The sequence below is a fragment of the Vibrio sp. Vb1980 genome, from assembly GCF_033338615.1.
Classification (GTDB): domain Bacteria; phylum Pseudomonadota; class Gammaproteobacteria; order Enterobacterales; family Vibrionaceae; genus Vibrio; species Vibrio alginolyticus.
Window position 1 is genome coordinate 12,901 of the sequence record NZ_JAWOSZ010000026.1, and the last position, 23,807, is coordinate 36,707.

Genomic DNA, 23,807 nt, shown 5'->3' on the forward strand with positions numbered 1-23,807 from the left:
TGCTTCGCAATTATCCTATTGCGGAGCACCCTCACTTCTTAATCGAACACACAATAGGTAACCCATGGCTGGCGATAGAAAACGTGGATTTATCCGTCCTGATGAAGATGATTCGATGATCGAACCCCAACGTTGGGGGCTGCCTGATTATGGCGAGCCTAAAGCCAAACAAGCAAAACAAACCGCGTTCAACTATGACCCGGGATGGGTGCCGAATTTTGATGAGCCTGAAGAAGAGCAGCCACTTGCGCTAACCGAAGAGCAAATTGAACTGATTAAGCAAGGTGCTTATCAAGAAGGCTTACATCAAGGTCAGGAAGCTGGCTTTAAGCAAGGTTACGACAAAGGTAAAGAAGAAGGGTTGCAAGCCGGCCATGCTGAAGGTCTCGAGCTCGGAAAAGCTGAAGGGGTAACTGCAGGGCAAGAATACATTCAGCAGCAAGTTGAAACTTTTATGAACTTGGCCAATCAGTTTGCTCAACCTTTGGAGTTGATGAATGCTCAGGTTGAAAAGCAGCTGGTGGATATGGTGCTCTGTTTAGTTAAAGAAGTGGTGCACGTTGAAGTACAAACCAACCCTCAAATTATTTTAGATACAGTGAAGCAGTCGGTTGAAGCGCTACCAATATCAGGCCACCCTATTACCTTGCACCTGAATCCAGAAGATGTCGCGATTATTCGTTCAGCTTATGGTGAAGAAGACCTTAATTGTCGCAACTGGACGTTAGTTGCTGAGCCATCGCTCAATCGAGGTGACGTCCAGATTGAAGCAGGTGAATCAAGCATTAATTATCGCATGGAAGAACGCGTCAAAAGCGTATTGCACAGCTTTTGTGGCGCAAACCGTCATCAAGAGGGTGAGTAATCCATGCAAGCACTCGCTGACCGCTTAAAAAGCTACAAAGTTGAAGGCCTTACGACGCGCCCTGTCGCCTCTGGCAAACTGGTGCGTGTGGTTGGGTTAACGTTGGAAGCAACCGGCTGTCGCGCACCAATTGGTAGTTTATGCTTAGTGGAAACCATGTCAGGTCAGATGGAAGCCGAGGTTGTCGGCTTTTCAGGTGACAACCTATTTTTAATGCCAAGCGAACAAATTACGGGCATTTTACCTGGCGCGAGAGTCACCCCTTTAACCAGTGACGCTGGTTTGCCTGTCGGCATGGAGCTACTTGGGCGCGTTATAGACGGGGTTGGGAATCCACTTGATGGACTTGGCCCTTTGTATACCGATCACCGTGCCTCTTTTAATGCCGAACCAATCAACCCATTGGCTCGAAAGCCAATTTCTGAACCGCTCGATGTTGGCCTAAAAGCCATCAATGGTTTGTTGACGGTCGGTAAAGGTCAGCGTATCGGTCTGTTTGCAGGTTCTGGTGTGGGTAAATCGGTCACGCTTGGCATGATGACGCGAGGCACCACCGCACAGGTTGTGGTCGTCGGTCTGATAGGTGAGCGTGGACGTGAAGTTAAAGAGTTCATCGAAGAGATCTTGGGTGAGGATGGTCGTCGCCGCTCAGTGGTGGTCGCGGCGCCTGCCGATGCTTCACCTCTAATGCGCTTAAAGGGGTGCCAAACGGCATTAACGATTGCTGAATACTTCCGGGACCAAGGGTTAGATGTTCTGCTATTGATGGACTCGTTGACTCGTTTTGCACAAGCACAGCGTGAAATCGCACTTTCTGTTGGTGAGCCGCCAGCGACGAAAGGTTACCCGCCTTCTGTATTTGCCAAGCTGCCAGCGCTGGTTGAGCGAGCGGGTAATGGAAGTGCCGAGCAAGGCTCGATTACGGCGTTCTTTACCGTGTTGACCGAAGGGGATGATTTGCAAGATCCGATAGCGGATGCATCGCGAGCTATTCTTGATGGCCATATTGTACTTTCTCGTGAAATGGCGGATGCAGGCCATTATCCGGCGATTGATGTCGAGAAGTCGGTGAGCCGTGTTATGCCGCAAATCACGACCGAAGAGCACGTTCTGATGTCAAAAGCGGTGCGACAGGTCTTGTCTATTTGTCGCAAGAATCAAGATTTGGTCTCGATTGGAGCGTACAAACCGGGTACCGATCCTGCTATTGATGGCGCATTTACTTTGAAACCGAAGTTAGACGAATACTTGCAGCAGAGCATGAAAGAATCGGTGCCATACGATATGTGCGTCAATATGCTTAGAAACATTTTGGGTGGGTGATAGCGCGTGAATAATGCGATGGAGTTTCTACTTGAGCAAACTAAGGATCGTGAAGACCAAGCTGTGCTTGCACTGAACAAAGCGCGTTCTGAACTCGAAGATTATTACCGTCAGGTTGAACAAATTGAAAAGTATCGGCTTGATTATTGCCAGCAACTCGTCGACCGTGGTCAGGCGGGCCTAACGGCAAGTCAATATGGACACCTAAATCGATTCCTTACCCAGCTAGATGAAACTTTATCTAAGCAAAAGCAAGCAGAAAGTCATTTCAAAGAGCAGGTTGAAAACTGTAAAGAATATTGGTTAACCGTGCGTAAAGAACGCAAATCCTATGAGTGGATGATAGACAAACGCGAAAAAGAGAAACAACTTGCTGAAGCTAAGCGCGAACAAAAGCAAATGGACGAGTTTTCCACCTTACTTTACAGTCGAAAACCACATCGTTTCTAAAGGTTATCGGTTCGATATTGCATTACGGTGTTGCAGTTGACTACATCTCTACCGATTCAAGTAAGGTAACTTTGATTGAGTCTTGTTCAATTAGCTCAAATACCTTCGGTCGAATCTCGTGAACCCACCACTCGTTGTATGTTTTTTCGTAGAGAGCCTGGCGTGCTTGTTCATTGTCGAACTCTCTAAGCCAAACAAAATAGTCATGTCCATCATCACCAGTGTGGACGTAAGTATTCAGTACACGCATGCCTTGTGAGCGTTGATAGGGCAACAGTTCTTCCTTCATCCAACTTAGCCACTGTTCTGTTTTGCCTGCTCTGATTCTATATTGGCGTAATTCTGTGATCTTCAAAGTGATTCCTTAATTGTTAAGCCAAGTGTCTGTTTACGCTTATCGTTTTTCAAAGTCAATCAAGTAGCTGTACATCATGTTAGGAACCAGGTTATCGGATAGTACTGTTGATGTTTGTTCCATAAACATGCCATCTATTAGCTTGCCGAGAATTGGCTCAATATTGTGGTGTGATTTTTGCATTTTAGCTGTCAGTATCGGGTCTTTTTGACCTTTGTTTGCCGCCAGTATTGCTGCCTGTCAGCGATACGCTCAGAGCCACGAGAACGAGAGTTTCTAAATGAGTGTGAATTTGTCCCATGTATCTGCGACTACCAAGACGCCAGTTTCTGATGTGTCCGCTAAAGCGTCTGCAGAGAGCACTGAAAGCAAGGGATTTTTAGAAACGTTAACCGATGCGTTTGCTGGTAAACAAAAGCCCGAAAAAGTAGCAACAGAATCGACAGTGGTTGAAGAAAAAGAAAGAGCGGATGTAGGCAGTACTTCTTCTGCTAACGTCTCGGACGAATTGTTGGCGCAAGAAAGCCAAGAATCCGTCAGTGACGGGCCCCATGATTTTGATGAAACATCAGCAAACAAACCGAATGCAACCCTAAGTGACAAGGCAAGTTTACAAAAGGCGAGTAACAGCACACCTTTGAAGCCTGATGTTGAAGCTATCGAAAAAGTGAAATCAACATCAATTGATACGAGTAATCCATCAAATACAATGGACGTAAAAAGCACGATGGGCGAAGGACAACAGCTTCTTGGTCGAATTGAACAAGCGAATCAAACCCTGAATGCGAGTAATGCATCCATCGATAGTGGCAAAGTTTTGCCTCAGAGAGCAAATTTAGTGCATTCGTTCCACGAGCAAGCAACCGTTTCGACAAACCTTGATGAGCTGGCTTTGAATGAAACGCCATTAGTTCATTCGCTTGAACAAGCACAGATGATCCCAGGACAAGACTTAGAGCCAATTTTAGATAAGAATGGTCAACCTATCGATGTCGACAAACTCTCGTCTGAGTTTGCTGCTTGGCAAGAGCTAGCGAAACAAGCCAGCCATCCGACGACTAAGAGCGCAGTCAGTGGTGAAGTAGCTAATGAGCTGTCGCCGTTGTTAACAGACGTTGATGGTTCCAACATCGACGCGCTTCCACGAGTCTCCTTGGATGAACTTGAAATTATAGATACCAAGTTGGCGCAAGGAAAAGCACTGACTCAGCAAGAAGCTCAGATCATTGAAGGTTTGAAACAAGGAAGGATCACGGCGGATATTCCTGAGCAAGACCTTGCCCAATTTGTTGCGCTCCCTAATGACATTAAACAGATTCTCGCAGAGCAACAAGTACAACATAATTTAACTCGCCAGGCTGGACCTATGGCAGTGTCTCAGCAAATCCAGCATACAGCGGCTCAAGTACTCCAGCCACAAACTGCTCATAGTGGAGAAAAAGTCGCATTATCTCCAACGCCCGATATGTTGATAGCCGCGCAAGTGCCGACGTCGCTTCAAGGTGTGAAAGACGGAGAGATTAGCCAGAAAGTGATGAACGCAGCATTGGCGACTGGTGCGCTAAAGGCGACTGTGGATAAACAAGATAAGTCGGACCTCCAACATGGCTTCGCTGGACAGCTTCAGGCTATGGTAGGTCAGCAAGGAATTAATGTGCAGCAACAAACGCGTATTGATGCTGCACAACAAGCTCAGCTTCCGTTGCAACTAACTAAAGAGCTAGCCAACGAGCAAGTTGCGGAAAAAGTGCAAATGATGATGTCGAAGAATCTGAAAAATCTCGATATTCGTCTTGATCCACCAGAGTTAGGTCGTATGCAAATTCGTATGACCATGAATAATGACGTTGCCAATGTACATTTTACAGTGAACAACCCGCAAGCTCGTGACATTATTGAACAGACGCTCCCTCGTTTGAGAGAAATGCTAGCACAACAAGGTATGCAGCTGGCTGATTCTTCCGTCCAGCAACAAAACAGCGGGCAACAGCAAGGTAGGTATACTGCTGAACAACATGGTCAAAGCGCGCAAAGTGGCGGTTTTTCTGGACAGTCCGAAGAGGGTTTTGAATCTGATGTCAATCTGGATTTGAATGTCGCTTCAAAGCGTGATGGAATTAGTTTTTACGCATAAAAGGCCGTTTAACGGCAATGGAATATGGTTACCAAGCAACTCACTAAAACGTCTTGGTAACTCAAAAGAACAATAAGAGACAAGAATGGCAGAAGAACAGTTACAAGGGGCCGATGCGCCGAAAGGAAAAAGCAAGTTACTTATCATCATCATCGCTGTTGTAGTATTACTACTTGGTGGCGGGGCAGCGGCATTTTTTCTAATGGGCTCTGATGAACCTGCTCAGGCTGAATCGTCTCAACAGGCTCAAGTGAAGGCATCGGATGCTGCGCCCATCGCGTATGTGAATCTTCCTCAGGCATTTGTATTTAACGTTACTGGGGATAGCCGCGATAGGCTGGTTCAAATTAAAGCGCAGTTAATGGTTCGCGGTGCAGAAAATGAAGAGTTGGCGCGGTATCATTCGCCACTGATTGAAAGCTCTATGCTATCAACGTTTGCTTCCGCGACGGTTGATCAATTGCGCTCTCCTACAGGACGAGTGGAATTGCGCGATCGTGCTTCCGAAGATATCAAAGCAGCGCTGAATGCTGCGGTCGGTAAGCCAGTGATTGAAAAAGTACTGTTTACAGATTTTGTTATTCAATAGGTAAAACGTGACCGATCTATTAAGCCAAGACGAAATTGATGCGCTATTGCATGGGGTTGACGATGTTGATGACGTCGATGAACCGATAGAAAACGACACTGAGGGTGCCGTCAATTTTGATTTCTCGTCGCAAGACAGAATCGTACGTGGTCGAATGCCGACGCTCGAACTTATCAACGAGCGCTTTGCACGGCACATGCGTATTAGTCTGTTTAATATGCTGCGTAAAACGGCAGAGGTGTCGATCAATGGCGTGCAGATGATGAAGTTTGGTGAATACCAGAACACATTGTACGTGCCAACCAGTTTGAACATGGTGCGTTTTCGTCCGTTAAAAGGCACTGCGTTGATCACCATGGAGGCTCGTTTAGTCTTTATTCTGGTAGAAAACTTCTTTGGCGGTGATGGTCGATTCCACGCCAAAATCGAAGGCCGCGAATTTACCCCAACGGAACGCCGCATCATTCAGTTGTTACTGAAAATTGTATTTGAAGATTATAAAGAAGCGTGGTCGCCAGTGATGGGGGTAGAGTTCGAATATCTCGACTCTGAAGTAAACCCAAGTATGGCAAACATTGTCAGCCCGACAGAAGTGATTGTCGTGAGTTCCTTCCATATAGAAGTTGACGGCGGTGGCGGCGATTTTCATGTCGTTATGCCTTACTCCATGGTTGAGCCTATCCGTGAACTATTGGATGCAGGTGTTCAGTCCGACAAGATGGAAACGGACGTTCGCTGGAGCTCAGCACTACGTGAAGAGATCATGGATTGTCCGGTTAACTTCCGCGTGAACTTGCTCGAAAAAGACATTTCTTTGCGTGATCTCATGGAGCTGCAACCGGGCGATATCATCCCGATTGAAATGCCAGAACATGCGACGATGTTTGTAGAAGACCTACCGACCTATCGCGTAAAAATGGGTCGTTCGGAAGACAAATTAGCGGTGCAAATTTCTGAGGAAATTGAGCGCCCACATGTCGTCAAAACAGATTTAGCTTTCTTAGGTAAAGACATCATGTCCGAGCTTGAGAGTGAAGACGATATAGACCATTAAGATACCTTATTAAACAGACATGCTATGGCATGAGTTAGGCGTAACACAGGATAGAAAAATGGAACCAAGTGACGATCAAAAGCTAGCAGACGAATGGGCAGCCGCTCTTGGCGAAGACCCGTCTGCCCCTTCTGTAGACGTAGATGAAGTATTGGCTGCGCCACTGGAAGAGCTAAAAGACACTTCAAGCCCAATTAGCGAAGATGAGCGTCGTAAACTCGACACTATTATGGATATCCCGGTGACGATTTCGATGGAAGTCGGTCGTTCTCAAATTAGCATTCGGAACCTGTTGCAGCTTAACCAAGGTTCGGTTGTTGAGTTGGATCGTCTAGCCGGTGAGTCGCTCGACGTATTGGTTAACGGTACTTTGATTGCTCACGGCGAAGTCGTGGTCGTCAACGATAAGTTTGGTATCCGTTTGACGGATGTGATCAGCCAAACTGAACGAATTAAGAAGCTGCGTTAAGATGAGTCGTTCAATCAAAATGCGATTGAAGCAAATCACTGGAGCACTGAGCTTAATGCTAAGTGCTCCTTATGCATTCGCTGCCGCACCAAATAATCTGGATCTTGCGACGACACTTGGCTCGCTTGTGCTTGTAATCGGCGTGATTCTTTTGCTGGCTTGGTTGCTGAAACGTATGCAAGTGCCAGCGATGGGACAACAAAAGGGCTTGCGTATAGTGAGTCAGTTGCCAGTGGGTACAAAAGAAAGAATCGCAGTAGTTCAAGTGGGTGAAGAACAGTTTTTGGTTGGGATTACTAGCCAATCGATCCAAACTTTAGCCAAGTTAGATAAGCCACTGAAAGAGGAAGAGTTGGCGACCAATGCTTTTGCGACTCAATTTAGCCAGCTGATCAAAAAACATGACAAAGGGTAATCCAATTCGTTTGCTCCTGAGTACGTTGTTACTTTTTGTCGGCGTGCTGTTTTCTTCATTTACCTTTGCTGAAGCAGAGGAGTCAGCGCTGCCAGATAACTTAACCGATGGAAGTGGTGTTACAGTTCAGGCTATGCAAAGTGATACTGGTGCTAGCCGTGCTATGTCCGTTTCTAGTGGCGGTGGTATTCCAGCATTCACCATGACCACGAACCCTGATGGCAGTGAAGACTACTCGGTTACACTACAAATTTTAGCGTTAATGACCATGCTTGGCTTCTTGCCTGCCATGGTGATTCTGATGACCTCGTTCACTCGAATTGTAGTGGTGATGTCGATATTGCGTCAGGCAATGGGTTTGCAACAAACGCCTTCTAATCAGGTCATTATTGGTATTGCGCTGTTTTTGACCTTTTTTGTTATGTCTCCTGTCCTGAACGAAATCAACGACAAAGCTGTTCAGCCTTATTTGAACGAGCAAGTTACGGCGCGAGAAGCGTTTGATGCTGCACAAGCGCCAATGAAAGCATTTATGCTTAAACAGACCCGAATCAAAGATTTGGAGACGTTTGTAACCATGTCAGGAGAGCAAGTCGAGAATCCAGAAGATGTGTCGATGGCGGTGTTGATTCCGGCTTTTATCACCTCAGAGCTAAAAACTGCATTCCAAATTGGCTTTATGCTCTTCTTGCCGTTTTTGATTATTGACCTTGTAGTCGCTTCGGTATTGATGGCAATGGGTATGATGATGTTGTCACCTATGATTGTTTCGTTGCCGTTCAAGTTGATGTTGTTCGTATTGGTCGATGGTTGGAACTTGATACTCTCGACACTCGCGGGCAGCTTTGCCCTTTAGATAAGCGCAGATAGAGGATAAGACATGACACCAGAAATGTTTGTCGAGCTTTTCCGTGAAGCACTTTGGATGGTGCTTATCATGGTCTGCGCTATTATCATCCCAAGCTTGCTTATCGGCCTTGTAGTCGCGATTTTTCAAGCTGCGACATCCATCAACGAACAAACATTGAGCTTCTTACCGCGTTTGATTGTCACGCTTTTGGCCCTGATGCTGTTTGGGCATTGGATGACGCAAATGTTGATGGAATATTTCTATGGCTTGATTGAACGCTTACCTCAGGTGCTTTATTAGAGGCGCCTATGGAGTACCCCACTAGCGTTGTCTTAGATTGGATCGCAAACTACTTCTGGCCCTATGTTCGTATCTCATCCATGTTGATGGTGATGACAGTAACCGGGGCCCGATTTGTTTCGCCAAGAATCCGCCTTTACCTCGGTTTAGCCATCACTTTCGCTGTCATGCCAGCCATCCCCGCTGTACCTCAAGACATTGAGCTACTCTCGTTTCGTGGCTTCATGACCATTGCCGAGCAAATGATCATCGGCATAGCGATGGGTATGGTTACTCAATTTATGATTCAAACCTTTGTCCTACTTGGTCAAATATTGGGTATGCAATCAAGTTTGGGCTTTGCTTCTATGGTTGATCCCGCAAATGGTCAGAACACGCCATTGCTTGGCCAGTTATTCATGTTCTTAACGACAATGTTTTTCCTTGCCACCGATGGACACTTAAAAATGCTGCAATTGGTGGTGTTCAGTTTTAAAACTTTGCCGATTGGCTCCGGCTCGCTCAACGCGGTTGATTTCCGTGAAATGGCAGGCTGGCTTGGTATTATGTTCCAAACGGCACTGAGTATGTCTCTATCTGGCATTATTGCGCTACTGACCATTAACTTGTCGTTTGGTGTAATGACCCGTGCCGCACCACAGCTGAATATCTTCTCGCTTGGTTTTGCTTTTGCTTTGATGGTGGGTCTATTACTTTGTTGGTACATACTGGCTGGTCTATACAGTCATTATGAAATGTTCTGGACAGTGGGTGAGGCGCAGATTTGTCGGCTTATTCGCTTGGAGTGCTAAGATTTGGCAGAATCAGACGGTCAGGAACGCACCGAAGAAGCCACGCCCCGACGGTTACAACAAGCCAGAGAAAAGGGGCAGGTCGCTCGATCTAAAGAGCTTGCATCAGCATCTGTGCTGATCGTTGGCGCCATTTCATTGATGTGGTTTGGCGAGGCGTTAGCACGTTCATTGTTTTCCATCATGAGCCGTTTATTTGATCTTCAACGAGAAGAGATTTTCGATACTGCAAAACTGTTTGATATCGCTTTGGGCGCGATGAGTGATTTGTTGTTCCCACTATTTTTGGTGTTAGCGACATTGTTTACCGCCGCCATGATTGGAGCAGCAGGTGTGGGAGGAATCAGTTTTTCTGCCCAAGCAGCCATGCCCAAGCTGTCGAAAATGAATCCGCTTAGCGGCTTAAAGCGAATGGTTGGCATGCAAAGCTGGGTAGAGTTGATCAAATCAATCCTTAAGGTGGTTCTGGTCACCGGTGTCGCCATCTATTTGATCCAAGCATCGCAGGCCGATCTGATTCAATTGAGCATGGATGTGTATCCGCAAAACATCTTCCATGCTTTAGATATTTTGCTGAACTTTATTTTGCTGATCAGTTGCTCGCTATTGATTGTGGTTGCCATCGATATTCCATTTCAAATTTGGCAGCACGCCGATCAGTTAAAAATGACCAAGCAAGAAGTCAAAGACGAATACAAAGAGACTGAAGGTAAGCCGGAAGTGAAAGGCCGTATTCGTATGTTGCAAAGGGAAGCGGCTCAACGTCGAATGATGGCGGATGTTCCTCAAGCTGATGTTATTGTTACTAACCCTGAGCACTTCTCGGTAGCGCTTCGTTATAAGCAGAAGACAGACCGTGCGCCAGTCGTGATCGCTAAAGGTACTGACCACATGGCGATGAAGATTCGAGAAGTCGCCCGCGAACATGACATTACGATTGTGCCCGCACCACCTTTGGCTCGTGCGTTGTACCACACGACAGAGCTCGAGCAAGAGATCCCCGATGGGTTATTTACTGCCGTCGCTCAGGTTTTGGCATTTGTATTCCAATTAAAGCAATACCGAAAACGAGGTGGACAGCGCCCGAAAATTCAAGATTATGATTTGCCAATCCCACCCGAACACCGCCATTGATACGAAAAGCGGTAAAGCCTTAAAAAAGCTTGTTTGATCAAAAGCTAAGCTCTATTTGAGTGTTTAGTCATTATTTTGGCGCTAATTCTGGTACATAGATTGCTTAAAACGCTTTAATTATCAACCCTACCTAAACTTTTAGGCTAAAGCGGTCGCGTATTAATAGTAAGAGCTTACGTGACGCTTCAATCGATTGAGATCTCTCGCAGTATGAAGTTAAGCCTGCCGTTTGCAGATAAATTGCCACGAATCCCTCAACGTGAAATGCCAGCTATTGGTGCTCCGGTGATGGTTTTGGCCACCCTAGCGATGGTGGTACTGCCGATTCCAGCATTTTTGCTGGATATGTTCTTCACCTTTAACATCGCGCTGTCGATGGTGGTGTTGTTAGTGACCGTTTACACACGTCGCCCTTTGGACTTCGCTGCTTTTCCAACGGTATTGCTGATCGCCACGTTGCTCCGCTTGGCTTTGAACGTTGCCTCGACTCGTGTCGTCTTACTGCATGGTCATGAAGGCGGTAATGCGGCAGGTAACGTAATTGAGGCGTTCGGTAACGTCGTTATTGGTGGTAACTACGCGGTCGGCCTAGTGGTTTTCCTCATCTTAATGATCATCAACTTTATGGTGGTGACCAAAGGTGCGGGTCGTATCTCTGAGGTAAGTGCTCGCTTTACGCTTGATGCGTTGCCGGGTAAGCAAATGGCGATTGATGCGGACTTGAATGCCGGATTGATAGACCAAGAGCAGGCAAGAGTTCGTCGTTTTGAAGTGACCAAAGAAGCGGATTTCTATGGCTCGATGGATGGTGCCTCGAAGTTCGTAAAAGGTGACGCGATTGCCGGTATTTTGATTCTGTTTATCAACATCGTCGGCGGTCTGTCGATCGGTATGGCGCAATATGGATTGGGTTTCGGTGAAGCGATTGAAATCTATACCTTACTGACAATCGGTGATGGTTTGGTCGCACAAATCCCATCGCTATTGCTGTCAATTGCAGCGGCAATGATGGTGACACGCCAAAACACCGATGAAGACATGGGTGAACAACTGGTTTTCCAGATGTTCGACAACCCAAAAGCGCTGATGATTACTGCGGCTATTCTTGGTGTGATGGGCATCGTACCGGGCATGCCACACTTTGCGTTTTTGAGCCTGGCAGTCGCGGCCGGTGCAGCGGCATATTTCATCGACAAACGGCAGAAGCAGAAAGCGAAAGAGCCCGCTTTACCAGCAACAGCAGACGAAGGTACAGAACCTTCCTCACAGCGCGAACTGTCTTGGGATGACGTCCAGCCAGTCGATATTATTGGCTTGGAAGTAGGTTATCGCTTAATCCCTTTGGTGGACAGAGACCAAGGTGGGGAACTGTTAGAGCGTGTAAAAGGCGTGCGTAAAAAGTTATCGCAAGATTTTGGGTTCCTAATTCCAGCGGTTCATATTCGTGACAATCTTGAGCTGACCCCAAACAGTTACCGAATTACATTGATGGGGGTTGCGGTGGGCGAAGCAGAGATTCGTCCGGATCAAGAGTTAGCGATTAACCCAGGTCAGGTGTATGGCATGATTGATGGTGAGCCAACCATTGACCCTGCTTTTGGACTGGAAGCCGTATGGATCCGAGAAGATCAGCGTGAGCACGCGCAAGCCTTAGGTTATACGGTGGTTGATTCATCAACGGTATTAGCGACGCACCTAAGCCAGCTATTGACCAACAACGCATCACAGCTAATTGGCCATGAAGAAGTAGAGAATTTATTAGAAATGTTGGGACGCAGCGCGCCTAAGTTGGTCGAGAACTTTGTTCCTGACCAATTACCATTAGGTGTGGTGGTGAAAGTCCTACAAAACTTGTTAAACGAGGCCATTCCAATCCGCGATATTCGCACGATTGTTCAAACTTTGGCTGAGTACTCAAGTAAGAGTCAAGAAGCTGACATATTGACGGCAGCAGTTCGAATTAGTCTTAAACGTCTAATTGTTCAAGAAATCAATGGTATAGAGCCTGAGTTACCAGTGATTACTTTGATCCCCGAACTGGAACAAATATTGCATCAAACTATGCAAGCATCAGGAGGCGAATCCGCGGGGATTGAACCGGGACTCGCTGAGCGATTGCAATCTTCACTAAGCCAAGCGACACAGGAACAAGAACTGAAAGGCGAACCTGCCGTTCTGCTTACTTCTGGTGTATTACGCTCGACGTTGGCGAAATTTGTGAAGAACACAATACCTAATCTCCGGGTACTGTCTTACCAAGAAATCCCGGATGAAAAACAGATCAGAATTGTGCAAGCCGTGGGTAACTGATCTCACGCATCATTAATGGATTCATAGTTTGAAAATAAAGCGATTTTTTGCCAAAGACATGAGAACGGCGCTGCTCCAAGTGAAAGAGGAGTTAGGCGCGGAAGCGGTGATCATGTCAAACAAGAAAGTGGCTGGTGGAGTAGCGATTGTTGCGGCGATAGATAGTGAATCTAATCCGTCTCAAGCAAGCGCAGCGTCACAGCAAAATCGCGGTGCTTCTCAATCGAATCGCTATAACGAACATCGTCAAATGTCATCGTCTTCTGCTGATCGTTACCAAGATCGTCATTTAGATGAAGATAAAATTAGCCTGAACAGTAATAACAGTAACAATGAAAAAACAGGCTCAATGACGCAGCGATTCGCTAATATGCTTAAGCAATATAGCGGTGGTGCAGCAGATGCTGACGATCACGTAGCGGAAAATGAAGATTCGCTCTCTGCTTTGCTGCAACGCCAAAATAAGCATCGCGACGGCTACAACCAAGAAAAGCCAGCGCCATATCAACCAGATTCACCTTTGGCGAAGCTAATCGCACAGGACAATCGATTTGAACGTCCGACGCCCAAGCTGGACCCGACGCGCTATGACCGACGTCGCCCAAGTGATGAGCGTGACGAATCGGCCGATGAGCTAGAAAGCATGCGCGAAGAGATGACGTCAATTCGTCGTCTGTTGGAGCACCAAGTTTCTGGCCTGATGTGGCAAGAAGTAGAACGCCGTGAGCCGCTAAGAGCGATGCTGATTAAGCGCTTAGAGCGAATGGGCGTTTCTCCGGAGTTAGCAGACCAGATGGCCTGTTATATTCCGGAAGATACAAAGCCAGCGCGAGCGTGGAAAGCGTTATTGTCGCTGGTGGCGGATCAAATCAATATTCCTAAACAGGACATTTTAAAACGTGGTGGCGTAGTCGCATTGTTGGGTCCGACGGGGGTTGGGAAAACAACAACCGTAGCGAAACTCGCAGCACGCGCAGCCATGGAATACGGTGCCGACAATGTGGCCCTTGTGACAACAGATACATATCGCATAGGTGCACATGAGCAGCTCTCAATTTATGGAAGAATCATGGGTTGTCCCGTAAGAGTTGCTAAAGATTCTAACGAGTTAGCCGATGTTATATATCAGCTAAGAAACAGAAGACTGATTTTGGTCGATACGGCAGGGATGGGGCAACGAGATGTGAGGCTTTCCGAGCAGCTCGACACTCTAATGCAAGAGAGCGGAGAAGTGATTCACAGCTACCTTGTTTTGCCGGCTACCGCACAACGTCGTGTTCTACAAGAAACGCTGGATCACTTCCGACGTATACCACTTTCGGGTTGTATTATGACGAAGCTTGATGAGTCATTAAGCCTAGGCGAATTCATCAGTGTAGTGATTCAAAACGCAATGCCAGTAGCTTACATCGCTAATGGTCAGCGCGTACCAGAAGACATTGTGATAGCGCAACCAAAATATATGCTTGCGAAAGCAAATGAACTGTTAGAGAAGTCGACAGAGAACGAACCTCACTTTTGGAACAGTGACAGTGAAGGACTCTAAGGCGGCGGACTACTATGACTGAGAATATGATACACGATCAAGCAAGCGGCCTCCGTCGCTTAACACAACCATCGTTGACCAAAGTGATTGCTGTTACTGGCGGCAAAGGTGGTGTGGGGAAATCAAACGTAACACTGGGTCTGGCGATTTGTATGGCTCGCCAAGGCAAGAAGGTGATGGTTCTCGACGCTGATTTAGGTCTGGCCAATGTGGACGTGATGCTCGGAATTCGTGCAAAACGTAATCTAGGACATGTCTTAGCGGGTGAATGTGAGCTAAAAGATGCGATTGTCGAAGGGCCTTATGGTATAAAGATAATTCCTGCAACTTCTGGCACACAGAGCATGACAGAGCTTTCTCACGCTCAGCATGCTGGACTCATTCGAGCATTTGGTAGTCTTGAAGACGAAATGGATGTCCTGCTGATTGATACCGCTGCTGGTATCTCTGACATGGTAATCAGTTTTTCGCGAGCAGCTCAAGATGTGGTTGTAGTTGTGTGTGATGAACCGACGTCAATTACAGATGCCTATGCATTAATCAAGCTGTTGAGTAAAGAACACCAAGTTCAACGCTTTAAAGTTGTAGCAAATATGGTCAGAAGCTACCGTGAAGGGCGAGAATTGTTTGCAAAGTTGACACTAGTCACAGAGCGATTCTTGAATGTTAGCCTTGAACTCGTAGCATGTATTCCATTAGATGATAAAGTACGACAGGCTGTAAAAAGACAAAAAATTGTCGTTGATGCGTTCCCACGCTCGCCTGCTGCTTTAGCTATCAGCTCACTAGCAAACAAAGCGTTGACGTGGCCACTACCGAAAACACCAAGTGGACACTTGGAATTTTTTGTGGAAAGGTTGCTAAATCGTACCGAATTCGCAGAGGACCCTTTTGGTGAATAAAGCGATAACCTATGACCAACATGGCAAATTTAATAGCCAGCAGGCGTTCATTGAACGTTATTCAGTGTTGGTTAAGCGCATTGCTCACCACCTACTAGGCCGTTTACCGCCGAGTGTTCAGGTAGAGGATTTAATTCAGGCCGGCATGATCGGTCTTATCGAAGCTCAGCAGAATTATGATGGTTCTAAAGGTGCGAGCTTTGAAACTTATGCAGGTATCCGTATTCGTGGCGCAATGTTAGATGACATGCGTAAAGGCGATTGGGTACCGCGTTCTGTTCATAAAAATAATCGAGAGATTAACCAAGCGATTGCGGAGCTGGAAGGCGAATTAAATCGAGATCCTACTGATTCTGAAGTAGCCACGCATCTCGGTATGACACTGGATCAATATCATAGTGCTCTTACCGATATCAACTGCTCAAAATTAGTCGGTATTGAAGATTTAGGCGTTTCTGATGATGTGATTTCACCAGCGGATGAAACCGATGACAGCAACCCATTCAAAGGGGTAGTTGATGAATCATTTCGAAAAGCACTGGTTGAATCAATAAAACAGCTTCCAGAGCGTGAAGCTTTGGTTCTTTCGCTTTATTATGATGAAGAACTCAATTTGAAAGAAATTGGCGATGTGTTAGGCGTAAGCGAATCTCGCGTAAGTCAAATACTGAGTCAAGCGATGCAACGTTTACGTACCAAGCTCAGTGCGTGGACACAAAATGACTAAAAACACTGATTTTACGATTCAGTGGAGGCAATTTTGAATAAAAACATGAAGATCCTTATTGTTGATGATTTCTCAACAATGCGCCGTATTGTTAAAAACCTGCTTCGTGACTTGGGTTTCAATAACACTCAAGAAGCGGACGATGGTTTAACCGCATTACCAATGCTGAAAAAAGGTGACTTCGATTTTGTTGTAACTGACTGGAACATGCCAGGTATGCAAGGCATCGATTTGCTTAAACACATCCGCGCGGATGCAGAACTTAAGCATCTGCCAGTTCTAATGATCACGGCTGAAGCGAAGCGTGAGCAGATCATTGAAGCTGCTCAAGCAGGTGTAAACGGCTACATTGTTAAGCCATTTACTGCTGCAACATTAAAAGAAAAATTAGATAAAATTTTCGAGCGTTTATAACTCTCTCTTTCTCTTTGTTATTCGAGTCATTCATACCAATTATTAAATACCTATTAAATGACTCGTTTAGCGTTTTCAAAGTGATAAGAAGAACTAAACGTAAAAGGGTCTATTCAGAATGATCTCACTAGAGCAGGCGAAGTCACTCGTTCAAATGCTAGAAAACGGGGAACAAGACCAAGCCAATATGCTTGTTGCCTCGATCTACGAAGGTGCCGATAACCCAATGCTGCAAGAAATTGGAGCGTTAACTCGAGACCTTCACGAATCACTCAAGCAGTTCAGTCTCGATCAGCGCATGACCGAAATTGCGAAAGACGAAATCCCTAACGCTAGGGATCGTCTCAATTATGTGATCGAGAAGACAGAGCTTGCAGCCAACAAAACAATGGATGCGGTCGACTGCTGCCTTCCTATCGCTGACAACCTGCATGATTGCCTTCTAAAAGTTCGTCCTCAATGGAATGAACTCATGCACGGGCGCATAGAATTAAGCGAATTTAAAGCACTGTGCCACCGAATCGACGGGCTATTAGTGCAAGTCGAAGGTGACAGCACTGAATTGCGCGGCCAGTTGACCGAAATTCTCATGGCGCAAGACTTCCAAGACCTAACTGGCCAAATCATTCGCCGCGTAATTACGTTGGTTAATGAAGTAGAAGGCCGCTTAGTGGAAATCCTAACCGTATTCTCTGGAAATAAACTTGAAGAACACATTCAAGTTTTGTCAGAACCGGCAGATAAAAAGAATACACAAACAAGCGAAGCCGAAGGCCCGATTCTTCATCCAGAACTGAGAGAAGATGCGGTTTCATCGCAGGACGAAGTCGATGACTTGTTGTCCAGTCTTGGATTTTAAAGGTAACGTATGAGCTACGATTTAGACGAAGATATTCTTCAGGACTTTCTCATTGAGGCTGGGGAAATTCTCGAGCTGCTTTCTGAGCAGTTGGTTGAATTGGAAAATAACCCAGAAGACAAAGACTTACTTAATGCTATTTTCCGCGGGTTTCATACCGTAAAAGGCGGTGCCGGCTTCCTTTCATTGGCAGAGCTAGTCGATACTTGTCATGGTGCGGAGAACGTGTTCGACGTTTTACGAAACGGTCAACGCACGGTAACGCAAAACTTAATGGATACGATGCTAAAAGCCTTGGATACGGTTAATACCCAGTTCCAGGCTGTTCAAGATCGTGAGCCGTTAGAAGCTGCGGACCCTGAGCTTCTTGAAGAACTTCATCGTCTATGCAAACCTGAGTCAGAAGATGAAGTAGCGGCAACCGTAGTTGAAGAACCAGTGGCTACTCCAGAGCCTATTATTCCCGAGCCTATCATCGAAGAACCTGCTGCGCCGTCAGCACCATCAAGTGTCGGCTCTGTTGATGAAATTACCCAAGACGAATTCGAAAAGCTATTGGATGAGCTTCATGGTAAAGGTTCAGCGCCAGGCAACTCAATGTCTGCGACACCTACAACGCCATCTGAACCGCCTCAATCGAGTGCACCATCAGTTGAAAGTGGTGATATCACTGATGATGAGTTTGAACGCTTACTCGATGAACTGCACGGTGTAGGAAAAAGCCCTTCTACGGCAGAGGCTGCTGCATCTGCATCCGTACCAGTAGAGCCACCTAAAGCGGCAGAGCCTTCCGCTCCAGTGGCATCTTCATCAAATCAAGACAGTGACTTAATGACGGACGAAGAGTTCGAAAAGTTACTCGATGAGCTACATGGTTCAGGTAAAGGCCCAACGCTAGAAGAATTGGACATGGCAACGAAGCCTGCTTCAGCAAACGTAGAGCAAAGCCCTGCGAAACCTGAGCCTGTTGCTAAGCCAGCACCTGTTCAAGCAGCGCCAGCACCAAAGCCAGAATCTAAACCAGTCGCGGTAAAAGAAGAAGCCAAAGCACCAGCGGTTAAAAAACCTCAGGCTGAAGCAACCGTTCGTGTTGATACCTCGACGCTTGATACCATCATGAACATGGTGGGTGAGCTCGTATTGGTGCGTAACCGTCTACTAAGCCTTGGTTTGAATAGCGACAACGAAGAGATGTCCAAAGCGGTCGCTAACCTTGATGTGGTAACTGCGGATCTACAAGGCGCGGTAATGAAAACGCGTATGCAGCCAATTAAGAAAGTGTTTGGCCGTTTCCCACGCGTTGTCCGTGACTTGGCTCGTAACCTAAATAAAGACATCGTGCTAGAAATGCGCGGTGAAGAAACCGATCTCGATAAAAACCTTGTAGAAGCATTGGCCGATCCGTTGATTCACTTGGTGCGTAACTCGGTTGATCACGGTATTGAAATGCCAGACGCACGCGCGAAGGTAGGCAAATCACGCACAGGTAAAGTGATTTTGTCAGCATCGCAAGAAGGGGACCATATTGAACTATCCATCGTAGATGATGGTGGCGGTATAGACCCGAACAAACTGCGTGGCATCGCGGTGAAGCGTGGCATGATGGATGAAGATGCGGCGGCACGTTTAACAGATAAAGAGTGCTTCAACCTTATCTTCGCACCTGGCTTCTCAAGTAAAGATAAAATTTCTGACATTTCTGGTCGTGGTGTGGGTATGGACGTGGTTAAGACGGCGATCAATACCTTAAACGGTTCAATCGATATCGATTCTGAGCTAGGCAAGGGCACTAAGATTACGATCAAAGTACCACTAACGTTAGCGATTTTACCGACTCTGATGGTTGGTGTTGGCGGTCATCCTTTTGCTCTACCACTGGCTTCGGTGAGTGAAATTTTCCACTTGGATCTTAGTCGTACAAACGTGGTAGATGGTCAGCTGACGATCATTGTGCGTGAGAAATCTATCCCACTATTTTACTTACAAAACTGGTTGGCATCCAAATCGCAAAACGTTCAAGAGCGTACTGGTCACGGTCACGTGGTGATTGTACAGATTGGTAACCAGCGCGTTGGTTTTGTTGTGGATACGCTTATTGGTCAAGAAGAAGTGGTTATTAAGCCACTCGATAATCTATTACAAGGCACTCCAGGTATGGCTGGTGCGACAATTACTAGCGATGGCCATATTGCATTAATTCTAGATGTGCCTGATTTACTTAAGCGATATGCTGCGGCTTCACGCCTTTAAGCAAAGCTGACGTTATTAAAAGGAATAAGATGGCGATTAAAGTACTAGTCGTTGATGATTCGAGTTTTTTCCGACGTCGCGTGAGCGAAATCATCAACTCAGAATCGCGCCTAGAAGTGATTGACGTTGCGGTAAATGGTAGAGAGGCGGTTGAGAAAGCCAAATCTCTCAAACCTGACGTCATCACGATGGATATTGAAATGCCAGTGATGGATGGCATTACAGCTGTACGTGAAATAATGGCCGCTGCTCCAACGCCAATTCTAATGTTTTCGTCCCTGACCCACGACGGGGCGAAAGCTACGCTTGATGCGCTAGATGCGGGCGCATTGGACTTCTTACCGAAAAAGTTTGAGGACATTGCGCGTAACCGTGAAGAAGCGGTGTCATTACTTCAACAGCGTGTGATTCAGATTGCCTCGAAGCGCGCTTTCATGCGTCGACCTATCGCTCGCCCAACAGCGAGTACCAGCACGACTACTCGATCATTAGGTTCAAGAACGGCTTCACCTGTGACTCCAACACCAACTCGACCTGCTGCGACAAAGTACCGTGCTTCTGGTAAGAAGTATCAACTGACGGCAATTGGAACATCAACAGGTGGCCCCGTTGCTCTACAAAAAATTCTGACGCGTTTGCCGATGAACTATCCGCATCCGATTGTATTGATTCAACACATGCCAGCAACGTTTACTGCTGCGTTTGCCAGTCGTTTGAACACCTTGTGTAAGATTCAAGTGAAAGAAGCACAAGATGGCGATGTGTTACAGCCCGGTGTGGCATACCTTGCACCAGGTGGGAAACAAATGATGGTGGATGGACGAGCGGGCGCTGCTCGTCTTCGCATTATTGATGGCGGCGACCGCATGAACTACAAACCATGTGTGGATGTGACTTTTGGTTCTGCCGCAAAAGTATATGGCGACAAAGTGCTCTCTTTAGTGTTGACAGGCATGGGTGCAGACGGTCGTGAGGGCGCTCGCATGTTGAAGTCTTCAGGCTCAACAATTTGGGCACAAGATGAAGAAAGTTGTGTTGTTTATGGCATGCCCCAAGCGGTTGCTAAAGCAGGCATTTCTTCAGAAGATTTACCGCTTGACCGCATTGCTGAACGCATGTTGGTGGAAGTTGGCCTAGCTTAGGATTCATCATGATTGTTTGGAGTGTAGCTAACCAGAAAGGAGGCGTGGGTAAAACCACCTCAACAGTGACATTGGCGGGCTTATTGAGCCAGAAAGGCCATCGAGTATTGATGGTTGATACTGATCCTCACGCCTCACTGACTACTTATCTCGGTTATGATCCTGATGCAGTAACTTCGAGCCTATTTGATTTATTCCAGTTGAAGACGTTTTCTCGTGAGACGGTTAAGCCGTTGATTTTAGAAACAGAGCTGGAAGGAATGGATATCATTCCCGCGCATATGTCCCTTGCCACGCTTGATCGCGTAATGGGTAATCGCAGTGGTATGGGATTAATCTTAAAACGGGCGCTGCAAACTGTCTCACAAGACTATGACTATGTGTTGATTGACTGTCCGCCAATCCTTGGCGTGATGATGGTGAACGCGTTGGCAGCCAGTGACCGAATTTTGATTCCTGTTCAAACAGAGTTTTTGGCGATGAAAGGTCTAGAGCGCATGATGCGTACGCTAACCATTATGCAAAAATCTCGCCCGGGCGGTTTCAAAGTGACTATCGTCCCAACCATGTACGATAAGCGCACGAAAGCGTCATTGCAGACATTGATGCAACTGAAAAAAGATTACCCAAATCAAGTGTGGACCTCAGCGGTGCCTATTGATACCAAGTTCCGCGATGCCAGTTTAAAGCACTTGCCAGCTTCGCATTTTGCATCTGGTAGCCGTGGTGTGTTTGCCTATAAACAGCTACTGATTTACCTGGAGAGGTTGGCGTTCGATGAGCAGTAATGATGTGCTGTCCAGTGAACAAGCACTTGATGACTACTTTAATGCATTACTGGATGATGAAACTGAAATAACGACTCTTGAGGAAGACCTTGACCTGTTGGCTCAAGAGGTATCATCAGCAGAGCCAGAGCCAGAGCCAGAGCCAGAGCCAGAATTGCAGCTACAATACTCGGAGCCAGAAACGTACCAGTTTCAAGAAACATATCCGCCAGAGTTGGAAGCTCCAAACCTGGAAGATGTTCAAAGGCTATTAAGTCAGCTTGAAGCAAGCAACCCAGTGGCTGAGTTGGATATTGATAGTATTCTTGAACAAAATACGATTGATATTGCAGCAGAGATAAAAGCGGCTGAGCCTGAGGTACAAACCTTTAGTGAGGTGCCTGAGCTTCAGGGTGTTGAGGAAATACAGGACTGGGTGATTGATGAGCCAGTTTTTGAGGAAGCTCAACCAGAGGTGGATGAACCTCACGCAGTGATCGAACAAAGTATCAATATAGAATCGAACGTCGATACTGAACTCGAAACACAAGCAGATTCCGATATACCAACGGTCTGGGAAAGCACGAAGCGAAGTGAGGACTTCCAAGTTCTTTACTTTGATGTGAATGGTGTCACGTTTGCTGTACCTCTTGATGAGTTAGGTGGTATTCATCGCATTAGCGAGCTTAACCATTTGATAGGAAAACCCGCCTGGTATTTGGGGCTACAAACAAATCGCGAGCAACAGTTTGATGTCGTCGATACCGCGAAATGGGTGATGGCAGATAAGCTTCGTGATGATAGCTATAAAGATAACTACCAATATGTCGTCATGCTTGGTGAGAGCATGTGGGGGTTGGCCAGTAACCAATTAATGGGGACTGAAACGCTTAATATCGACAAGGTTCGCTGGCGTGAGCAGGCGGGTAAACGCCCTTGGCTAGCGGGCATGGTAAAAGAAAAAATGTGTGCCTTAATTCATGTCCAGGCGCTCATTGACATGCTAAACGCCGGTTTAGATGTCAAATCACTGAATTAGATTTAAGTCGGGAACGACATTAACGAGGATTAACTATGTCTCAAGCTTTTGAAGTAGAAGTGAAGAAAGATGCATCGAATGACGAAGTTCTTCAGTGGGTGACGTTCCAGCTAGAAGAAGAAACGTACGGCATCAACGTAATGCAAGTTCGTGAAGTACTTCGTTATACTGAAATTGCCCCTGTTCCAGGTGCACCAGATTATGTACTTGGTATCATCAACCTACGCGGTAATGTAGTTACTGTTATCGATACACGTTCACGTTTTGGCCTGATGGAAGGCGAAGTCACCGACAACACTCGTATTATTGTGATCGAGTCTGAGCGTCAAGTGATCGGTATCTTAGTAGATAGCGTGGCAGAAGTCGTTTATCTGCGTTCTTCTGAAATTGATACGACGCCTTCAGTTGGTACCGACGAGAGTGCGAAGTTCATCCAGGGTGTGAGCAACCGTGACGGCAAGCTTCTTATCCTTGTGGATTTGAACAAGCTGCTAACAGATGACGAGTGGGACGAGATGGCTCACCTTTAATGGCTGAATGATGATGGCTGAAGAGACTCTTTTATCTGCTCCATTCCTTGCGGGTGGCGTCGCTTTTATCGTGTTAGTATTGGTTGTTTTGCAACTGCGGATTCGCTCGGGGTTACAAAAGCAGTTAGACCAACAACGAGCTCAATCTCGACACGCAGATAAAGAAGTGCAAAAGTTGAGTAAGCAGTTACTCGAAGTGCGCTCGGTTGTCGTTGGTCTTGGACAAAAAGTGACGGAGCAACAAGACATTATTCAGCACTTAAACGAGAGAATTCGCGAACTCGAACACGCTGATACTGATGGTCGCTTGTACAGTCGCGCTTCTAAAATGGTACAGCTTGGCGCTGATATCAACGAGCTGATTGAAGAGTGCGAACTACCAAAAGCCGAAGCTGAGTTGATGCTTTCACTGCAGAAGAAACTGGCGGGGAAAGAGAAGATTCCACCATTAAGTTGTCAGCCATCAGATGATGCAGAATATCCAACGCGTGGACGTCGTCGACGCTAAAGGTTATCTGACCCGTCCTGATATGGGTTGACACTTTTTAACTAAAACGCTCGATGTACTTCATCGGGCGTTTTGTATTTTAAA

General features: G+C 46.5%; 26 protein-coding genes. 24 read left to right on the forward strand and 2 right to left on the reverse strand.

Annotation, left to right across the window (positions count from 1 at the left end; genetic code table 11):
• Nucleotides 1–64 precede the first annotated feature (64 nt).
• Genes fliH through fliJ form a run of 3 tightly spaced genes read left to right on the forward strand, consistent with a single transcriptional unit; the run spans nucleotide 65 to nucleotide 2,638 of the window.
• Complete coding sequence (gene fliH / locus R7F64_RS22690; RefSeq protein ID WP_005394317.1) at nucleotides 65–865, forward strand: flagellar assembly protein FliH; 801 nt, start codon at nucleotides 65–67, stop codon at nucleotides 863–865.
• A 3-nt stretch (nucleotides 866–868) separates the two neighbouring features.
• Nucleotides 869–2,188: a flagellar protein export ATPase FliI gene (gene fliI / locus R7F64_RS22695; protein ID WP_005384474.1), complete on the forward strand. Its 1,320-nt coding sequence runs from the start codon at nucleotides 869–871 to the stop codon at nucleotides 2,186–2,188.
• 6 nt (nucleotides 2,189–2,194) lie between these two features.
• A complete protein-coding gene (fliJ, locus tag R7F64_RS22700) occupies nucleotides 2,195–2,638 on the forward strand; it encodes a flagellar export protein FliJ (RefSeq protein WP_005380474.1) in 444 nt (147 codons plus the stop codon).
• Nucleotides 2,639–2,678: 40 nt separating this feature from the next.
• Here the strand turns inward: fliJ and R7F64_RS22705 are convergent, their stop codons facing one another.
• Both R7F64_RS22705 and R7F64_RS22710 read right to left on the reverse strand, forming a co-directional pair.
• A complete protein-coding gene (locus R7F64_RS22705) occupies nucleotides 2,679–2,993 on the reverse strand; it encodes an NIPSNAP family protein (protein WP_170897463.1) in 315 nt (104 codons plus the stop codon).
• Between the two features lie 39 nt (nucleotides 2,994–3,032).
• Nucleotides 3,033–3,176, reverse strand: a complete 144-nt coding sequence (locus R7F64_RS22710) for a hypothetical protein (RefSeq protein ID WP_170897464.1) — start codon at nucleotides 3,174–3,176, stop codon at nucleotides 3,033–3,035.
• Nucleotides 3,177–3,273: 97 nt separating this feature from the next.
• On the opposite strand from R7F64_RS22710, the gene R7F64_RS22715 reads away from it, so the two are divergent.
• The 21 genes from R7F64_RS22715 to R7F64_RS22815 all read left to right on the forward strand — a co-directional run bounded on the left by R7F64_RS22715 (nucleotide 3,274) and on the right by R7F64_RS22815 (nucleotide 23,723).
• Nucleotides 3,274–5,127: a flagellar hook-length control protein FliK gene (locus R7F64_RS22715; protein WP_318072098.1), complete on the forward strand. Its 1,854-nt coding sequence runs from the start codon at nucleotides 3,274–3,276 to the stop codon at nucleotides 5,125–5,127.
• A gap of 85 nt (nucleotides 5,128–5,212) precedes the next feature.
• Nucleotides 5,213–5,716, forward strand: a complete 504-nt coding sequence (gene fliL, locus R7F64_RS22720; protein WP_005380477.1) for a flagellar basal body-associated protein FliL — start codon at nucleotides 5,213–5,215, stop codon at nucleotides 5,714–5,716.
• Between the two features lie 7 nt (nucleotides 5,717–5,723).
• Nucleotides 5,724–6,770, forward strand: coding sequence for a flagellar motor switch protein FliM (fliM, locus tag R7F64_RS22725; protein WP_005380478.1), 1,047 nt, complete (start codon nucleotides 5,724–5,726; stop codon nucleotides 6,768–6,770).
• A 58-nt stretch (nucleotides 6,771–6,828) separates the two neighbouring features.
• Nucleotides 6,829–7,239: a flagellar motor switch protein FliN gene (gene fliN / locus R7F64_RS22730; protein WP_005380479.1), complete on the forward strand. Its 411-nt coding sequence runs from the start codon at nucleotides 6,829–6,831 to the stop codon at nucleotides 7,237–7,239.
• 1 nt (nucleotide 7,240) lies between these two features.
• On the forward strand, nucleotides 7,241–7,654 hold the full coding sequence (gene fliO, locus R7F64_RS22735) for a flagellar biosynthetic protein FliO (RefSeq protein ID WP_005380480.1): 414 nt from the start codon (nucleotides 7,241–7,243) through the stop codon (nucleotides 7,652–7,654).
• Nucleotides 7,641–8,510: a flagellar type III secretion system pore protein FliP gene (fliP, locus tag R7F64_RS22740; protein ID WP_053306691.1), complete on the forward strand. Its 870-nt coding sequence runs from the start codon at nucleotides 7,641–7,643 to the stop codon at nucleotides 8,508–8,510. The genes fliO and fliP overlap by 14 nt, the downstream gene beginning before the upstream one ends.
• Nucleotides 8,511–8,534: 24 nt before the next feature.
• The gene (fliQ, locus tag R7F64_RS22745) at nucleotides 8,535–8,804 is read left to right on the forward strand and encodes a flagellar biosynthesis protein FliQ (RefSeq protein WP_005380488.1); all 270 of its coding nucleotides are present in this window, start codon (nucleotides 8,535–8,537) and stop codon (nucleotides 8,802–8,804) included.
• Between the two features lie 8 nt (nucleotides 8,805–8,812).
• Complete coding sequence (gene fliR, locus R7F64_RS22750; RefSeq protein ID WP_005384463.1) at nucleotides 8,813–9,595, forward strand: flagellar biosynthetic protein FliR; 783 nt, start codon at nucleotides 8,813–8,815, stop codon at nucleotides 9,593–9,595.
• 3 nt (nucleotides 9,596–9,598) lie between these two features.
• Entirely contained in the window at nucleotides 9,599–10,729 is a 1,131-nt protein-coding gene (gene flhB, locus R7F64_RS22755) for a flagellar biosynthesis protein FlhB (protein WP_005380490.1), read from the forward strand.
• Between the two features lie 210 nt (nucleotides 10,730–10,939).
• Nucleotides 10,940–13,039, forward strand: a complete 2,100-nt coding sequence (gene flhA / locus R7F64_RS22760) for a flagellar biosynthesis protein FlhA (RefSeq protein ID WP_025998722.1) — start codon at nucleotides 10,940–10,942, stop codon at nucleotides 13,037–13,039.
• A gap of 28 nt (nucleotides 13,040–13,067) precedes the next feature.
• The gene (gene flhF / locus R7F64_RS22765; protein ID WP_033907111.1) at nucleotides 13,068–14,585 is read left to right on the forward strand and encodes a flagellar biosynthesis protein FlhF; all 1,518 of its coding nucleotides are present in this window, start codon (nucleotides 13,068–13,070) and stop codon (nucleotides 14,583–14,585) included.
• Nucleotides 14,586–14,599: 14 nt separating this feature from the next.
• A complete protein-coding gene (locus R7F64_RS22770; RefSeq protein ID WP_005380498.1) occupies nucleotides 14,600–15,487 on the forward strand; it encodes a MinD/ParA family protein in 888 nt (295 codons plus the stop codon).
• Entirely contained in the window at nucleotides 15,480–16,214 is a 735-nt protein-coding gene (locus tag R7F64_RS22775) for an RNA polymerase sigma factor FliA (protein ID WP_005380499.1), read from the forward strand. Before R7F64_RS22770 ends, R7F64_RS22775 begins: the two co-directional genes overlap by 8 nt.
• A 45-nt stretch (nucleotides 16,215–16,259) precedes the next feature.
• Nucleotides 16,260–16,628 carry a chemotaxis response regulator CheY gene (gene cheY, locus R7F64_RS22780; RefSeq protein WP_017635949.1) on the forward strand — a complete coding sequence of 123 codons (369 nt, stop codon included), beginning with the start codon at nucleotides 16,260–16,262 and terminating at the stop codon, nucleotides 16,626–16,628.
• Nucleotides 16,629–16,746: 118 nt separating this feature from the next.
• Nucleotides 16,747–17,487 carry a protein phosphatase CheZ gene (locus tag R7F64_RS22785; RefSeq protein WP_005380502.1) on the forward strand — a complete coding sequence of 247 codons (741 nt, stop codon included), beginning with the start codon at nucleotides 16,747–16,749 and terminating at the stop codon, nucleotides 17,485–17,487.
• A gap of 9 nt (nucleotides 17,488–17,496) precedes the next feature.
• A complete protein-coding gene (locus R7F64_RS22790) occupies nucleotides 17,497–19,737 on the forward strand; it encodes a chemotaxis protein CheA (RefSeq protein WP_318072099.1) in 2,241 nt (746 codons plus the stop codon).
• 29 nt (nucleotides 19,738–19,766) lie between these two features.
• Entirely contained in the window at nucleotides 19,767–20,879 is a 1,113-nt protein-coding gene (locus R7F64_RS22795) for a protein-glutamate methylesterase/protein-glutamine glutaminase (RefSeq protein ID WP_005380504.1), read from the forward strand.
• An 8-nt stretch (nucleotides 20,880–20,887) separates the two neighbouring features.
• Entirely contained in the window at nucleotides 20,888–21,667 is a 780-nt protein-coding gene (locus R7F64_RS22800) for a ParA family protein (RefSeq protein WP_005380505.1), read from the forward strand.
• Nucleotides 21,657–22,685, forward strand: a complete 1,029-nt coding sequence (locus R7F64_RS22805; protein WP_005380506.1) for a chemotaxis protein CheW — start codon at nucleotides 21,657–21,659, stop codon at nucleotides 22,683–22,685. The genes R7F64_RS22800 and R7F64_RS22805 overlap by 11 nt, the downstream gene beginning before the upstream one ends.
• 35 nt (nucleotides 22,686–22,720) lie before the next feature.
• On the forward strand, nucleotides 22,721–23,215 hold the full coding sequence (locus R7F64_RS22810) for a chemotaxis protein CheW (RefSeq protein ID WP_005380507.1): 495 nt from the start codon (nucleotides 22,721–22,723) through the stop codon (nucleotides 23,213–23,215).
• Nucleotides 23,216–23,228: 13 nt separating this feature from the next.
• Complete coding sequence (locus tag R7F64_RS22815; RefSeq protein ID WP_064377167.1) at nucleotides 23,229–23,723, forward strand: DUF2802 domain-containing protein; 495 nt, start codon at nucleotides 23,229–23,231, stop codon at nucleotides 23,721–23,723.
• Nucleotides 23,724–23,807 lie beyond the last annotated feature (84 nt).

Excerpts from the sequence above, each read along its gene's own strand:
- R7F64_RS22815 (WP_064377167.1), top strand. The coding sequence starts at position 23,229 with ATGGCTGAAGAGACTCTTTTATCTGCTCCATTCCTTGCGGGTGGCGTC.
- fliH (WP_005394317.1), top strand. The coding sequence starts at position 65 with ATGGCTGGCGATAGAAAACGTGGATTTATCCGTCCTGATGAAGATGAT.
- fliR (WP_005384463.1), top strand. The coding sequence starts at position 8,813 with ATGGAGTACCCCACTAGCGTTGTCTTAGATTGGATCGCAAACTACTTC.
- R7F64_RS22795 (WP_005380504.1), top strand. The coding sequence starts at position 19,767 with ATGGCGATTAAAGTACTAGTCGTTGATGATTCGAGTTTTTTCCGACGT.
- R7F64_RS22770 (WP_005380498.1), top strand. The coding sequence starts at position 14,600 with ATGACTGAGAATATGATACACGATCAAGCAAGCGGCCTCCGTCGCTTA.
- cheY (WP_017635949.1), top strand. The coding sequence starts at position 16,260 with ATGAAGATCCTTATTGTTGATGATTTCTCAACAATGCGCCGTATTGTT.
- R7F64_RS22800 (WP_005380505.1), top strand. The coding sequence starts at position 20,888 with ATGATTGTTTGGAGTGTAGCTAACCAGAAAGGAGGCGTGGGTAAAACC.
- fliI (WP_005384474.1), top strand. The coding sequence starts at position 869 with ATGCAAGCACTCGCTGACCGCTTAAAAAGCTACAAAGTTGAAGGCCTT.
- R7F64_RS22790 (WP_318072099.1), top strand. The coding sequence starts at position 17,497 with ATGAGCTACGATTTAGACGAAGATATTCTTCAGGACTTTCTCATTGAG.
- R7F64_RS22785 (WP_005380502.1), top strand. The coding sequence starts at position 16,747 with ATGATCTCACTAGAGCAGGCGAAGTCACTCGTTCAAATGCTAGAAAAC.
- fliO (WP_005380480.1), top strand. The coding sequence starts at position 7,241 with ATGAGTCGTTCAATCAAAATGCGATTGAAGCAAATCACTGGAGCACTG.
- R7F64_RS22805 (WP_005380506.1), top strand. The coding sequence starts at position 21,657 with ATGAGCAGTAATGATGTGCTGTCCAGTGAACAAGCACTTGATGACTAC.
- R7F64_RS22710 (WP_170897464.1), bottom strand. The coding sequence starts at position 3,176 with ATGCAAAAATCACACCACAATATTGAGCCAATTCTCGGCAAGCTAATA.
- R7F64_RS22715 (WP_318072098.1), top strand. The coding sequence starts at position 3,274 with ATGAGTGTGAATTTGTCCCATGTATCTGCGACTACCAAGACGCCAGTT.
- fliN (WP_005380479.1), top strand. The coding sequence starts at position 6,829 with ATGGAACCAAGTGACGATCAAAAGCTAGCAGACGAATGGGCAGCCGCT.
- R7F64_RS22810 (WP_005380507.1), top strand. The coding sequence starts at position 22,721 with ATGTCTCAAGCTTTTGAAGTAGAAGTGAAGAAAGATGCATCGAATGAC.
- fliQ (WP_005380488.1), top strand. The coding sequence starts at position 8,535 with ATGACACCAGAAATGTTTGTCGAGCTTTTCCGTGAAGCACTTTGGATG.
- flhA (WP_025998722.1), top strand. The coding sequence starts at position 10,940 with ATGAAGTTAAGCCTGCCGTTTGCAGATAAATTGCCACGAATCCCTCAA.
- fliL (WP_005380477.1), top strand. The coding sequence starts at position 5,213 with ATGGCAGAAGAACAGTTACAAGGGGCCGATGCGCCGAAAGGAAAAAGC.
- fliP (WP_053306691.1), top strand. The coding sequence starts at position 7,641 with ATGACAAAGGGTAATCCAATTCGTTTGCTCCTGAGTACGTTGTTACTT.